The following is a 13,644-nucleotide window of genomic DNA, read 5'->3' as shown; positions in this document are numbered from 1 at the left end:
GATCTTAGTTTTTTCTATGATGTAAATGCATTATGGAACAGACACATTAAGAGTAACCTTCGCATTTTGTTGATAAACAATGGGGGTGGCGAAATATTTCATTTGTTGCCCGGGCTAAATCAAGCAGTCTCGTTGGATCAGTATGTTTCATGCAGACACTCTACCAGAGCCGAAAAATGGGCTCAGTCCATGGGCTTTGATTATTTATCGGCTCACAGAGAAGAAGAATTTATAAATAATCTGGATTCGTTTTTTTCTGTTGAGGCTTCTAATCCTGTGTTATTTGAAGTAATAACAACAATGGAAGTCAATGCCGAAGTATTTAAATCATATTATCATAAACTAAAAACTATATAAACTATGTCAACTAACAGAACTTGGTCTACTATCAAGGAATACGAAGATATTCTATTCGATTTCTATAATGGAATTGGACGAATAACTATAAATCGCCCACGATATAGAAACGCTTTTACTCCTACAACAACAGGAGAAATGAGTGATGCCTTGCGTATTTGTCGCGAAATGGCAGAAATCAGTGTTGTAGTAATTACGGGTGCTGGAGATAAAGCATTCTGTTCCGGCGGAGACCAAAATGTTAAAGGTAAAGGTGGATACATTGGAAAAGACGGCGTACCCCGCCTAAGCGTGTTAGATGTTCAGAAGCAGATACGTTCGATTCCGAAACCTGTGATCGCGGCTGTTAATGGATATGCTATCGGGGGTGGCCATGTTCTGCATGTTGTGTGTGATTTGTCAATTGCTTCTGATAATGCAATCTTTGGTCAAACAGGTCCGAGAGTGGGAAGTTTTGATGCAGGATTCGGTTCATCATACCTGGCTCGGATTGTAGGACAGAAAAAAGCCCGCGAAATATGGTTTTTATGCAGACAGTACAATGCTCAGGAAGCTCTTGATATGGGATTGGTAAATAAGGTTGTTCCCTTTGATCAACTTGAAGATGAAGTGGTAGATTGGGCTGAAACAATGATGTTGCATAGTCCTTTGGCATTACGTATGATTAAGGCTGGTCTTAATGCTGAATTAGACGGACAAGCTGGTATACAAGAATTGGCCGGAGATGCCACTATGTTGTATTATCTAACAGAAGAAGCTCAAGAAGGTAAAAATGCTTTCCTGGAGAAAAGAAAGCCTGACTTTAAACAATTTCCAAAATTACCATGATACAAGTAAATATTATACCTTATACATTACTGTTTAAACAGCCTGCAGGGACTTCCCGTGGTGTTTATACTACACGTAAGGTATGGTATGTTGTACTTACTGCCCAAGATAAGTCAATTCAGGGTATAGGGGAGTGCGCTCCCCTACCCAACTTAAGCTGTGATGATTGCCCCGATTACGAATCAATCCTTAATGGCGCTTGTTCTACATTAAGAGAAACCGGTGAAATTGATTATGATTCACTCCGATCTTTTCCATCCATTCTTTTCGGTCTTGAAAGTGCACTTTTACATTACAAATGTAGCTCTTATTCTTTCTGGAATACCTCTTTTTCAAGAGGAGAGAATGGGATTCCTATTAATGGATTGATCTGGATGGGTAATACCGAATCCATGCAAAAGCAAATAGCAGATAAACTTGAAGCCGGATTTAGATGCATAAAGCTTAAAATCGGAGCCTTAAACTTTGAAGAAGAGCTAAAGGTACTAAAAAGTATACGTTCTAATTATTCGAAAGAAGAGTTGATGTTGCGTGTAGATGCTAATGGAGCGTTTGGTCCGGGAGAGGCTATGGATAAATTAAATAGACTGGCAGAGCTGGAAATTCACTCTATTGAACAACCAATCAGAAACGGACAGTGGGATGAAATGGCAAAGTTAGCATCAATGTCTCCTGTTCCAATTGCATTGGATGAAGAGTTGATTGGAGTTAATTGCTTGACAGAAAAAAAGAAATTGCTTACCAACATAAAACCTCAGTATATTATATTAAAGCCATCTTTACATGGTGGATTGGTGGGAGCTGAAGAATGGATAAAAGAAGCTACCAATTTAAATATTGATTGGTGGATAACTTCAGCATTGGAATCAAACATAGGATTAAATGTTATTGCTCAGTGGACAGCTTCTCTAGGTGTTGAATCGCCTCAAGGGTTAGGCACTGGAGCGTTATATGAGAATAATTTACCTATACCCTTGGAGATTAGAGGTGATCGTCTGTGGTTTAATCCATCAGGGAAAGTTCTTAATATTAATAAGCAGCTAAACCTTAGTTGTAAATAATAATATTACGAAATGAAGTATAATACAAACGTACATACACAGACTTTATTAGTAAACGGTATATCTTATTCCAAGACTAAGTTGCCAGAAGCTTCAACTCCAGAAATGACAGAGTTGCACGACTTTTTATTGAATTGGTTTAATGATGATCTTTTTATTACTGTTAAGACCTCTGGTTCTACTGGAACACCCAAAGAAATGAAAGTGAAAAAGGTGCAGATGATGAATAGTGCTTGTGCAACCTGCCGATACTTTAACCTTAATCCGAATGATCGCGTTTTGCTATGTGTGCCGTTGACCTATATAGCTGGTAAGATGATGGTTGTTAGGGCTCTAGTTGGAAAACTTGACTTACATGTTGTTTCAGTATCCGGCTATCCGCTTGCTAATATATCTTTACCCATCCGTTTTGCGGCAATGATTCCACTACAGGTTTATAATTCTCTTCAAGACTCTATAGAGCGTAACCGAATGGAAAATATTGATATTATTCTTTTAGGAGGAGGTAGAATAGATCCTGGTCTGGAAAAGGAATTAAATATATTCCGGAATTCTATATATGTTTCGTATGGAATGACTGAAACTCTTTCTCATATAGCGCTAAGAAAGATTAATGGGTTAGATGCTAGCCAACATTACATCCCTTTACCTTCTGTTAAAGTATCTCTCTCGTCGGATGAAACACTCATTATTGATGCTCCGCTTGTCTGCGAAAACAAATTGATTACAAATGATATCGCTGTGATTTATTCGGATGGGAGCTTTGATATCCTGGGTCGAAAAGATAATATCGTTAACAGTGGTGGTATAAAAATACAAATTGAATTGCTTGAGGAAGAATTAAAACCAATTATCCCCCACCCTTTTGCTATATCTTCCGTTCCCGATCTTAAATATGGCGAAGCATTGGTTTTACTGGTTAATGGAAAAATAGATGAAGAGGCTTTTCTATTCAAAATAAAGAAAAGCTTTCCTCCGTATCAGATTCCAAAGCAGATTATTGAAGTTGATGAAATACCATATACATCTACTGGTAAAATAAATAGAGCTGCAACTAAAATTCTTGCTCAAAAACAAATTGATTATTCTAAATTAACGTGATTATCATGAAATTTCATTACATTATTTTAGCCTTATTTCTCTCTACTTATGTATCATACGGGCAAGATTGGCTTGTTCAAAAAAAAATTGTAGAGAAACAGAAAGTTTATGCCTCTCATAATTGTGTAACACTTGCTGACAGCACTAATGTTACTGTACAACCAAACGGCTCTGGATCTTTTTCAATCTATAAAACGATTCTGATTCAAAACCGAGAAGGTGCATTAAAAAATCGTGTCATAATATATGATTATGACCCTCTTACTGCTTTTGCATCGTTCTCATATGCAACAATATACCGAGCGAACGGAGATATAATCAACCTGGATGTAACACAAGCAAAAGATTATGTTGCACCGGCAAGGGCAATATATTGGGGTGCTCGCCAGATTATGCTTGAAGTTGGCAGACTCTATCCCGGTGATGTGGTTGAATACAAGATTGAGAAAAAGGGGTTTACCTATGCTTTATTAACTTCTATGGATGAAAATGACGAACGTTTTATACCTCCGATGCGTGGTCATTTTTATGATATTGTCCCTTTTTGGAATGATGAACCTACTGTAAAGAAAGTATACAGGGTTTCAATGCCTGCGGAGAAGGATATGCAGTTTGAATTCTATCAAGGAGAGTGTTCAAGTTCCGTACGAATGGAAGGTGACAGAAAAATATATAGCTTCAAAAAAGAAAATATCATGCCTTTCCCGAAAGAAGCCAATATGGTAGATCTTTTCGATGTAGCACCCAAATTGATGATGTCAAGTACTCCAAAGTGGGTAGATAAATCTCTTTGGTTTAACAAAACCAACGAAGATTATGGCAGTTTCGAAGCTTTACCTGAAGCTCAGAAAAAAGTGGATGAAATTATAAAAGGTAAGAAAACTGAAATGGATAAAATCGCGGCATTAACCCATTGGGTGGCCGATAATATCCGCTATTCTGGAATTTCTATGGGAAAAGGTGAAGGCTATACACTTCATAACACAAAAATGAATTTTACAGATCGCTGTGGAGTCTGTAAGGATATCGCAGGCACACTGATATCATTCCTCCGAATGGCTGGCTTTGAAGCTTATCCGGCAATGACAATGGCGGGTAGCAGAGTTGAACAGATTCCTGCCGATCATTTTAATCATTGCGTAGCTGTTGTTAAACTATCAAATGGAACTTATATGCCCCTCGATCCAACCTGGGTGCCATTTCTACGTGAGCTTTGGAGTAGTGCAGAGCAACAACAAAATTATCTTCCGGGTGTACCTGAGGGTTCCGACTTGAAGATTACACCGGTTTCACCTCCTGAAAATCATTATTTTAGAATTAACTCTCAAACGTCTTTGCTTACAAATGGGACATTGAAAGGGAAATTTACAGTTACAGCAGAAGGGCAAAGCGATGGAGTGGTAAGACGAATTTTCACCAGGGGATTTCAATCAGAATGGTACAATGCTCTTGAACGTGAATTATTAAATGTATCGCCTCAGGCTAAGTTGGTAAATGTGGATTATGGTAAAGATCCCAGAGATTACCAATCGGGACCGATCAAAATTACTTATACATTCGAAATTCCAAACTATGCATTGATGGGCGAAGATGTAATTGTCTTTAAACCTCTAACTATGAATAATCTATATAATAGTGTAAAAACATTTTTAAGAATAAATACTGAAATTTCTGAGCGTTCATATGCTTTTAAGGATGCATGCTCTCGTTTAGTAGAGTTGGATGAACAAATTAAAATACCCAACGGATATCGTTTAATTCCAATAAAGAATATGCAGTCAACTCAGACTAGTCCGGTAGCTGACTTTAACGGGAGTATTTCTTTTGAAAACAATCAGATTAAGATTCAGCAGAAGCTTGCACTAAAAAAACGTGTTTATGAGGCTGGCGATTGGGATAGCTTTCGTAAAGCAGTGAATGAACATAAGTCTTTTGGAGAATCTTTGATTATAAAAAAATTATAACCTTATAAAGAATAAGCAATGCATACTATAAATAATAAAGGAATACTACTTTCTATATTTCTAATCATAGCTCTATTTTGCCATGCTTCTGTACCCTCGGAAGCAAATTTTATTAGATTGGAAAAAACTTTTAAATTGAATTCTGATGGAAGTCAGGAATTCAGATGCAATAAAATACTGAAGATTCATAGTCATCCTGCTATGAACAGCACTTACGGTGAAACATTTATTGTTTACAACCCTGCATATCAAAAGCTCATCATCCATTCATCATTTACAAAAATGGTAGATGGAACAATTGTAAAGACTCCGGATAATGCGTTTAATGAAGTCTTACCTCGTTATGCATCGGGTGCAACCGCTTATAATAATTTAAAAGAAATGGTGGTTACTCATACCGGTCTTGAGTTAGGTGCGATCATCTATCTGGACTATTCCATAATTACAAATTCGGATAGAAATCAGCAATTGGATATAAAAGAAATTCTGCAAGAAAGTTCTCCTGTCGATGAGTGTAAGATAACCATTATAGCTCCGAAAGATAAACATCTATCATATCAACTAACAGGTTTATCATCCCTAAAGACAATACAAAAAAACCATATTGAAGGGGATCAAAAGATATTTTCCTGTCAATTATCGAACATCCCTGCGGCATCACAAGAGTTATACCAGCCAGAAAACAATCCGATGACACCTACGCTCTGGTTGTCAGGTTATCCTTCTTTCAAAGATGCTTTATCAAATATAAAAAAAGAACTTAGTAAGGTTAGAGCATTGGAATCTGAAACTTTTGCACAGTTTATTACAGAAAATCTAACGGATGAGAAATCAAAGGCAATTGCAATTATTGATCATGTAATAAATGGAATCAGTTTAACCCCTGTTCCATTAGATAATATTGGAAACAATGTAAGAGAAGCTGATGAAGTTTTGAGGAGTACCTATGGAACTGAAGTTGAAAAAGCGAATCTTTTAGCTATAATGTTGAAGGCTGTTGACCTTCCAGCTGAAATTATTGCTGTTACTCCAAAATATGTTAATGTGGATAATTGTGGTCTGAAAGCAGTAAAGGAGTGGCTTGTCAAAACATCATTGAATGGAAATGAAAGGTATATATCAGTAAAAACTATTTCAGCATCGCTTATACCCTTCCAGGGATCAATGTATCGAGCTTCTACACTTGATGGTAATATTTTGGATATCCCAGATCGTAAAGCAGTTCTAAATTGCACGTATGATATTAAAATTTCTACTTCCCAGGCAGATGTAAAAACAAAAATTGAAGCCGATTCTGAATTATTTCCAATTGATTTCCAAGCTTACGTTAAACAGTGGACCGGATCGAATAATGCTCAGGTTACTAATTATAATAATGGAATATTTACAATTGAATTTACTACCACAAATAGAATAAGCAATAAAGATGAATATTTCACTTATAAACTACCAGAGATTCCTTTCTCTTCGAGAGTATTGAACAGTAAACGAAATCAGCCATTAGAGATTCCTTATCTATCCGATGTGTTATATGACTATCGTATTTCATTATCAGATAGTATTGAATTACAATCTATACCAAGAATTAAGACAATAAATAATTCTGTTGGTACTTTTGATATAGAAACTAAAACACAGAATTCGTCTATAAGCATAAAGAAAAAATATGAAATCAAAAAACAATTGATTTACCCAAATGAATATCAGCTATTTAGAACACTGAATAATGAAAACGAGGTAAATCAAGGAAAAGAATTAATTTTTGAAATTAAATAATAAACGCAATTACTAAATTTAAACAAACACAAGAAACAGATGAAGAAATTTGAATTTTTTCTACTGTTGGGATTGTTGTGCCTATGCCCTAAACTTAGTGCACAACATATGCCAACGCGGGTATTTCCTACTCCTCAGGAAATTGAAGTCACAAATCAGCCATTTATTTCAGCAGATTTTAGGATAACTGGTCTTAAATCCGTAGATTCTGTTGCAATATCTTTTTTAAAAGAGATATTGCCATTTGGCTCCACTAAAAAAGCAATTCCTATAAAGATTAGCTTATTAAAGGATAAACAAGCCGTATTACAACGTTCGGGGGCATATCGATTGAAGATTACTGATAAAAGTATCTCCATAGAGATTAAAGATGACCGTTCTCTATTTTATGCAGTGCAAACCATCAAGCAGCTTGTTTCGAAGACAAATGATGGAAAGATAAAACTTTATCCCTGTATGATTACGGATTATCCAGATGTTGCATACCGGGGAACTGTTGAAGGTTTTTACGGAACCCCATGGTCTTTTGATGATCGGATTGAGCAATTACGATTTTATGGAAAAATAAAGATGAACACCTATATCTACGGGCCAAAAGATGATCCATATCACAGCTCGCCTTCATGGCGTGAACCCTATCCAGCAGCCGAAGCGAAACAAATAGAGGCTTTAGTTGCCGAAGCAAATCGTAATAAAGTAGATTTTGTATGGGCTATTCATCCAGGAAAAGATATTCAATGGAATAAAAATGATAGTATAGCTGTTTTGAATAAATTTGAAATGATGTATGGTTTGGGTATTCGCTCTTTTGCCGTGTTTTTCGATGACATTTCAGGAGAAGGTACACAACCTGAAAAACAGGCCGGATTACTTAACTATATCCATAATGAATTTATAAAAATAAAGAAAGATGTCAACCCGCTGATTATGTGTCCGACTGAGTACAATAAATCATGGTCTAACCCTAAGCCCAATACCTATCTTGATATTCTGGGAGAAAAGCTTGATCCTTCAATTCTAGTAATGTGGACGGGCGACAGGGTTGTGGGAGATATTACATTGGAAGGCTTAAACTGGGTTAATACACGAATTAAGCGAAATGCATTTGTTTGGTGGAACTTCCCTGTCAGTGATTATGTTAGAGACCATTTACTTATGGGCCCCTCCTATGGCCTTGATATCCATGCAAAAGATGCTATGAGTGGTTTTGTTAGTAATCCGATGGACAAACCTGAAGCTTCCAAAGTCGGTATTTTTGGTGCAGCAATGTATGCATGGAATTTAAGTGATTATGATTCAAATAAAGAGTGGATTGCTGCATGTAACTTAATAATGCCTGAAGCTCCAGAAGCTTTCAAAGTATTTTGTGATCACAACAGTGATCCGGGAATTAATGGACACAGATACCGTCGAGATGAATCAGTCGAAAGCAAACCTGTAGTGGAAAAATATTTAAAAGAACTATCGGAAGATAACTTTCCTCAAAAAGAATCTGAGGTACTGGCCTGTTTGTTTAAACAAATAGCAGAAACTCCGGCTACGATAAGGGCAAAATCAACGAACGAAAGTCTCATAAAAGAAATAGACCCTTGGTTAATACAATTTGAACACTTAGGTCTTGCGGGTTCCGTTTCTCTAAAGATGGCAAGTGCCTGGAAATCAAAAAACACAAATGATGCTGAAAAGTACTATTCCGAACTAACATCATTGCTTGAGAAAATGCAGATCATAGATAAACAATACAATCAGAATGAATGGCAACCTGGAGTCAAGACTGGCTCTTTAGTTTTAAAACCGTTCATTATAGAGTTATATCGGTTAGTTGGAGAAGATTTAAAGCTAAGTAAAAATAATAATTTGGCTACATCTATTATCTTCACAAATATAGACCAGCTGTCACTGGTACCGATAAAAACGATTGATAATGATGTTAATATAGTTCCATTACTCGAACCTATTAAAATCAAACCGGGAGAGTATATAGGAATTCTTATTGCCGCTGATAAGAAAATAGCAAAAGCTCAACTTAATTTACCCTCTCCAACGCTGGATTGGCAATGTTTGGAGTGGTCGGAAAACGGTCAAACCTGGGAACAGATAAATGGAAAAACGGAATTAATGCTCGGTAATGAAGCCTTTTCTGTTAGTCCAAAAGCAAAGTATCTTCGTTTAAGAAACGATTCATCATCAGAACAGATATTTAACCTAAAAAACTTTAGGATTACAACCAAGTAACGTATTCCTAAAGTATTAATCTATAGAGGTCGGAATTATTAATAATGATTCTGACCTCTATGCTTAAATATACATTAAACACATCGCAAACATTATTAACGACCGCTTATTTAGAACATAAATAATTTCTCAACATTTAATTATATAATTATATTTGATATGAATATAAATCCAGAATTTGCTTATTAAAAAAAACTGTTTTTTTATTTAAAATAATACAAAACTTTCAACTACACTACAACTGTTATATTATCAAACGCAAAGGTTGATGACGTGACTTCTTTAATGATATAGGTGAGCGTTTTTCTTGTCATAACGCATGTCTAGATACTTGCTTGAGAAGCAAATGATTTTTTTCGCCATATAGTTCGTTAACTAATTTACAGCAGGTCATGAAAAAGCTTATTCTATTTATCTTCTTACCTTTGTTGTTTTTAACATCGAAAGGTCATGCTCAGTATTCGCCTGTGCAGATTTTCCCAACTCCACAAGAAATCCTTATATCGACACAAACATTTATTCCTTCAGGTTACTTCTTAACAGGGATTAAATCGGTTGATGCTGATGCAATTGCTTTGCTTAAGGAATTCCTTCCAATCTCAACCCAAAAGAAAGGTACTCCGTTAAAAATTGTCATGCTTAATGATAAAAAAGAGGAACTAAAGCGTTCCGGAGCTTATCGGCTAACAATCCAACCCAAAAGTATACTAATTGAAATTGTAGATGGAAGGTCCTTATTTTATGCTGCCCAAACAATCAAACAACTTGTTAAGCGTAATGATGGCGGACAAATATTGTTAAACCCATGTACAATAACAGACTATCCGGATATAAATTTCCGAGGTATTGTAGAAGGATTCTATGGGCAGCCATGGTCTTTTGATGACCGGATTGAGTTATTGCGATATTTTGGTAAATTAAAACTCAACACTTACATTTATGGACCCAAAGATGATCCTTATCATAGATATCCGTCTTGGAGAGAACCCTATCCTGCTGATGAAGCAAAGCAAATTGTTGCACTATTAACAGAAGCATCTAAGAACAAAGTTGATTTTGTTTGGGCTATGAATCCAGGAAGAGATATTAAGTGGAATGCAGCCGACAGTAATGCGGTTTTATCCAAATTTGAAAGCATGTATACTTTAGGTGTTCGTTGCTTTGCCTTATTTTTTGATGATATTGCCGGGGAAGGAACAAATTCCGAAAAACAAGCCGGATTATTAAACTACATTAATGCTCAGTTTGTACAGAAGAAAGGTGATGTAAAACCTCTTCTTTTATGTCCGACCGAATTTAATCAAACGGCATCTTCAACTGGTGTAAATGCTTACCTAGATGTATTAGGTAATTTATTAGATCCTTCTGTAATGGTAATGTGGACAGGAGATAAAGTTGTAGGAGATATAACAAAAGAAAATCTTCAATGGGTGAAAAGCCATATTAAACGGAATCCATTTATATGGTGGAATTTCCCGGTAAATGATTACGTAAGAGATCATCTGCTAATGGGGCCGGCCTACGGTCTGGATAAGGATGTTGATAATGCAATGACCGGCTTTGTCTCAAATCCTATGGATAAATCGGAGGCTTCCAAGATTGGCATCTTTGGAGTTGCTATGTATTCGTGGAATATTAAAAAATACGATCCGGAAAAGTCGTGGGAAGAAGCTTGCAGGCAATGTATGCCAGAAGCTCCGATCGCATTTCTCACGTTCTGTGCGCATAATAGCGATCCCGGTCCAAATGGGCATAACTTCAGAAGAGACGAATCTGTTCAAATTAAGCCGGTTATTGATGTATTTTCCCAATCATTTAAACTTGACAAATATTTGGAATTTGAGGCGAGCCAGTTAAATGCATTGTTTTCTCAAATGGCTGTTGCTCCCACAATGATTTATAGTCAGTCTCCAAATAAAAGGCTGATAAGACAGATTAATCCATGGCTTCGACAGTTTGAATTAGTTGGAAATGCAGGAAAAGAAACAATGGAGATGGCGAACGCATGGATAAATAAAGATGAAATGTCAACCTGGCAGAACTATTCGGCGGTTACAGCTTTATTCGACAGTATTCAGGAGGTTGATCGTAATTTTAATAAGAATGACTTTCAACCAGGAGTAAAAACCGCATCAAAGGTAATAATGCCATTTATACAACAAGTATATAAACAAGTAGGAAATGAACTTCTGGCACGACATGAAGACGAAATGCAATCTTCTTCCTCTCAAATATATTCAAATGTAGAGCAACTTAAAACCCAACCTGTTTCAGAGAGAGAAGATGAGATAGTTATCGTTCCTGTATTCCAACCTATCAAAATAAAACCAGGAGAGTATGTAGGTATTCAAACAATATCAAATAAAAAAATGAATTCGATATCGCTTAACCTTCCACTGTCATCCGATAATTGGAGATTATTTGAAAGTTCTGTAGATGGAAAAACATGGAATCAATTAAAAGTTACTAAAGATGAAGATGATATGGAGTCGGCCATTGTAAGTCCTGATATTCGATATGTAAGAATGATAAATAATTCACCCAAAGAACAGACATTCTTTTTGATGGATTTTACATTGCAGACAAATAAAGTTGAAAAGCTGAAGCCAGAGTTATTACCTTATGATAAGGACTTAAAAACGTTTCAATTGTTAAGTAGTCCGAATTTATTGGAAATAGATTGTAAAGGAGCAAATGAAGTACTTTTGTTTTTGTCGGGTGTGATCGGATATGTCAGAGTTGAAGCTATGTTATTAAATGGAGATAAATACATAATATACCAAGGAGGTGCCGATTTTATAAAGCTTCCCCGTATTTTATATCCGGATGCTACCAGGCTCTATGTTTCAGGGTTAAGTTCTCAACCTATTCGTATACATGAAATTGTAAAAAAATAGCGACATTAATTATCTTCCTATAAAGCTGTTTATCAAGAATAAACAGCTTTTTGCTTTTTTGTATGGACTTATTAATCGATGTTTACTGCTAATATTACAAATAGTCTATATCTTTGCCATATAAAATTGTAGACATGGCAAAAACTGATGAACTTATATTGCTTACTATTAACGGTACGGATCGTCCAGGAGTAACTGCAGGCCTTACTGAGATATTGGCAAGACACAATGCTCTGATTTTGGATATCGGTCAGGCTGATATACACAACAACTTATCATTAGGTATCTTATTTCAAACTAACGAAGGAAATTCGGGAGATATTTTAAAAGAACTACTTTTTAAAAGTTATGAATTAGATGTAAATATACGATTTACTCCCATTACCGAAGAACAATATGAAAAATGGGTAAGGTTACAAGGTAAAAACCGTTACATTATTACAATTGTTGCACGGAAGCTTTCGGCCCGTCAAATTGCTGCAGTAACAAGGATTGTTGCTGATCAGGGAATGAATATTGACGATATAAAGAGACTTACCGGACGAATTCCTTTAGATGAGAATGCTCGTACACCTAAAGCAAGTGTTGAATTTTCAGTTAGAGGAAATCCAAAAGATCGTGAACAGATGCAACGCTATTTTATGCAACTATCTTCTGATTTGGAGGTTGATATCTCTTTTCAGGAAGAAAGTATGTTTCGCAGGATGCGTCGTTTAATTTGCTTCGATATGGATTCAACATTGATTGAGACCGAAGTAATAGATGAATTGGCAGAAAGAGCAGGTGTTGGCGAGCAGGTTAGAGCTATTACTGAAGCTGCGATGAGAGGAGAAATAGACTTCTCAGAAAGTTTTCGTCAGCGTTGTTCCCTTCTTAAAGGTCTGGATGTTTCTGTGATGCAGGAAATTGCAGAGAATCTACCAATCACTGAAGGAGTTGACAGATTGATGCGAATCTTGAAAAAAGTAGGATTTAAGATTGCAATTCTTTCCGGAGGATTCTCTTATTTTGGTAATTATTTAAAACAAAAATATAATATTGACTATGTTTATGCGAATGATCTGGAAGTCATAGATGGAAAACTTACAGGTCGCCATGTTGGAGATATAGTTGATGGTAAGAGAAAAGCCGAATTACTCAGGCTGATTGCTCAGGTAGAAAATGTAGATCTACGTCAGACTGTAGCTGTAGGTGATGGAGCAAATGACCTGCCTATGATAAGTATTGCAGGACTAGGTATTGCTTTTCATGCTAAACCTAAAGTAAAAGCCAATGCAAAGCAATCGATTTCCACAATCGGACTTGACGGGATTCTCTATTTCCTGGGATATAAAGATTCTTATTTAGATGAACAAATGTAATTTAATTATATAACCATGGTAAGACATATTGTGATGTTCAAATTAAAGGAGTTCACCTCTCCTG

At 36.1% G+C, this 13,644-nt stretch carries 8 protein-coding genes and 1 pseudogene; all 9 read left to right on the top strand.

Going from position 1 to position 13,644, the window contains the following annotated elements:
• A pseudogene (locus AB7E53_RS11815) lies at nt 1-357 on the top strand (2-succinyl-5-enolpyruvyl-6-hydroxy-3-cyclohexene-1-carboxylic-acid synthase); the annotation flags it as partial.
• Between the two features lie 3 nt (nt 358-360).
• Complete coding sequence (gene menB / locus AB7E53_RS11810) at nt 361-1,185, top strand: 1,4-dihydroxy-2-naphthoyl-CoA synthase (RefSeq protein ID WP_068183723.1); 825 nt, start codon at nt 361-363, stop codon at nt 1,183-1,185.
• Nucleotides 1,182-2,246: an o-succinylbenzoate synthase gene (locus AB7E53_RS11805; RefSeq protein WP_446775836.1), complete on the top strand. Its 1,065-nt coding sequence runs from the start codon at nt 1,182-1,184 to the stop codon at nt 2,244-2,246. Before menB ends, AB7E53_RS11805 begins: the two co-directional genes overlap by 4 nt.
• Before the next feature lie 12 nt (nt 2,247-2,258).
• Nucleotides 2,259-3,347 carry an AMP-binding protein gene (locus AB7E53_RS11800; protein WP_446775834.1) on the top strand — a complete coding sequence of 363 codons (1,089 nt, stop codon included), beginning with the start codon at nt 2,259-2,261 and terminating at the stop codon, nt 3,345-3,347.
• A 5-nt stretch (nt 3,348-3,352) separates the two neighbouring features.
• A complete protein-coding gene (locus tag AB7E53_RS11795; protein ID WP_446775832.1) occupies nt 3,353-5,311 on the top strand; it encodes a DUF3857 domain-containing transglutaminase family protein in 1,959 nt (652 codons plus the stop codon).
• Between the two features lie 18 nt (nt 5,312-5,329).
• Nucleotides 5,330-7,087 (top strand): DUF3857 domain-containing protein, encoded by a 1,758-nt coding sequence (locus AB7E53_RS11790; RefSeq protein WP_446775831.1) that lies wholly within the window; start codon nt 5,330-5,332, stop codon nt 7,085-7,087.
• A 39-nt stretch (nt 7,088-7,126) separates the two neighbouring features.
• Nucleotides 7,127-9,322, top strand: coding sequence for a beta-N-acetylglucosaminidase domain-containing protein (locus AB7E53_RS11785; protein WP_446775829.1), 2,196 nt, complete (start codon nt 7,127-7,129; stop codon nt 9,320-9,322).
• A gap of 392 nt (nt 9,323-9,714) precedes the next feature.
• Nucleotides 9,715-12,219 carry a beta-N-acetylglucosaminidase domain-containing protein gene (locus AB7E53_RS11780; RefSeq protein ID WP_446775827.1) on the top strand — a complete coding sequence of 835 codons (2,505 nt, stop codon included), beginning with the start codon at nt 9,715-9,717 and terminating at the stop codon, nt 12,217-12,219.
• A 134-nt stretch (nt 12,220-12,353) separates the two neighbouring features.
• Nucleotides 12,354-13,580: a phosphoserine phosphatase SerB gene (serB, locus tag AB7E53_RS11775; RefSeq protein WP_079683232.1), complete on the top strand. Its 1,227-nt coding sequence runs from the start codon at nt 12,354-12,356 to the stop codon at nt 13,578-13,580.
• Nucleotides 13,581-13,644: the final 64 nt, after the last annotated feature.

It is taken from the genome of Macellibacteroides sp., from assembly GCF_050251695.1.
GTDB classification, from domain to species: domain Bacteria; phylum Bacteroidota; class Bacteroidia; order Bacteroidales; family Tannerellaceae; genus Macellibacteroides; species Macellibacteroides fermentans.
Note: the sequence above shows the minus strand (reverse complement) of the source record. Positions and strands in the feature narration are given on the sequence as shown.

Excerpts from the sequence above, each read along its gene's own strand:
- menB (WP_068183723.1), top strand. The coding sequence starts at position 361 with ATGTCAACTAACAGAACTTGGTCTACTATCAAGGAATACGAAGATATT.
- AB7E53_RS11805 (WP_446775836.1), top strand. The coding sequence starts at position 1,182 with ATGATACAAGTAAATATTATACCTTATACATTACTGTTTAAACAGCCT.
- AB7E53_RS11800 (WP_446775834.1), top strand. The coding sequence starts at position 2,259 with ATGAAGTATAATACAAACGTACATACACAGACTTTATTAGTAAACGGT.
- AB7E53_RS11795 (WP_446775832.1), top strand. The coding sequence starts at position 3,353 with ATGAAATTTCATTACATTATTTTAGCCTTATTTCTCTCTACTTATGTA.
- AB7E53_RS11790 (WP_446775831.1), top strand. The coding sequence starts at position 5,330 with ATGCATACTATAAATAATAAAGGAATACTACTTTCTATATTTCTAATC.
- AB7E53_RS11785 (WP_446775829.1), top strand. The coding sequence starts at position 7,127 with ATGAAGAAATTTGAATTTTTTCTACTGTTGGGATTGTTGTGCCTATGC.
- AB7E53_RS11780 (WP_446775827.1), top strand. The coding sequence starts at position 9,715 with ATGAAAAAGCTTATTCTATTTATCTTCTTACCTTTGTTGTTTTTAACA.
- serB (WP_079683232.1), top strand. The coding sequence starts at position 12,354 with ATGGCAAAAACTGATGAACTTATATTGCTTACTATTAACGGTACGGAT.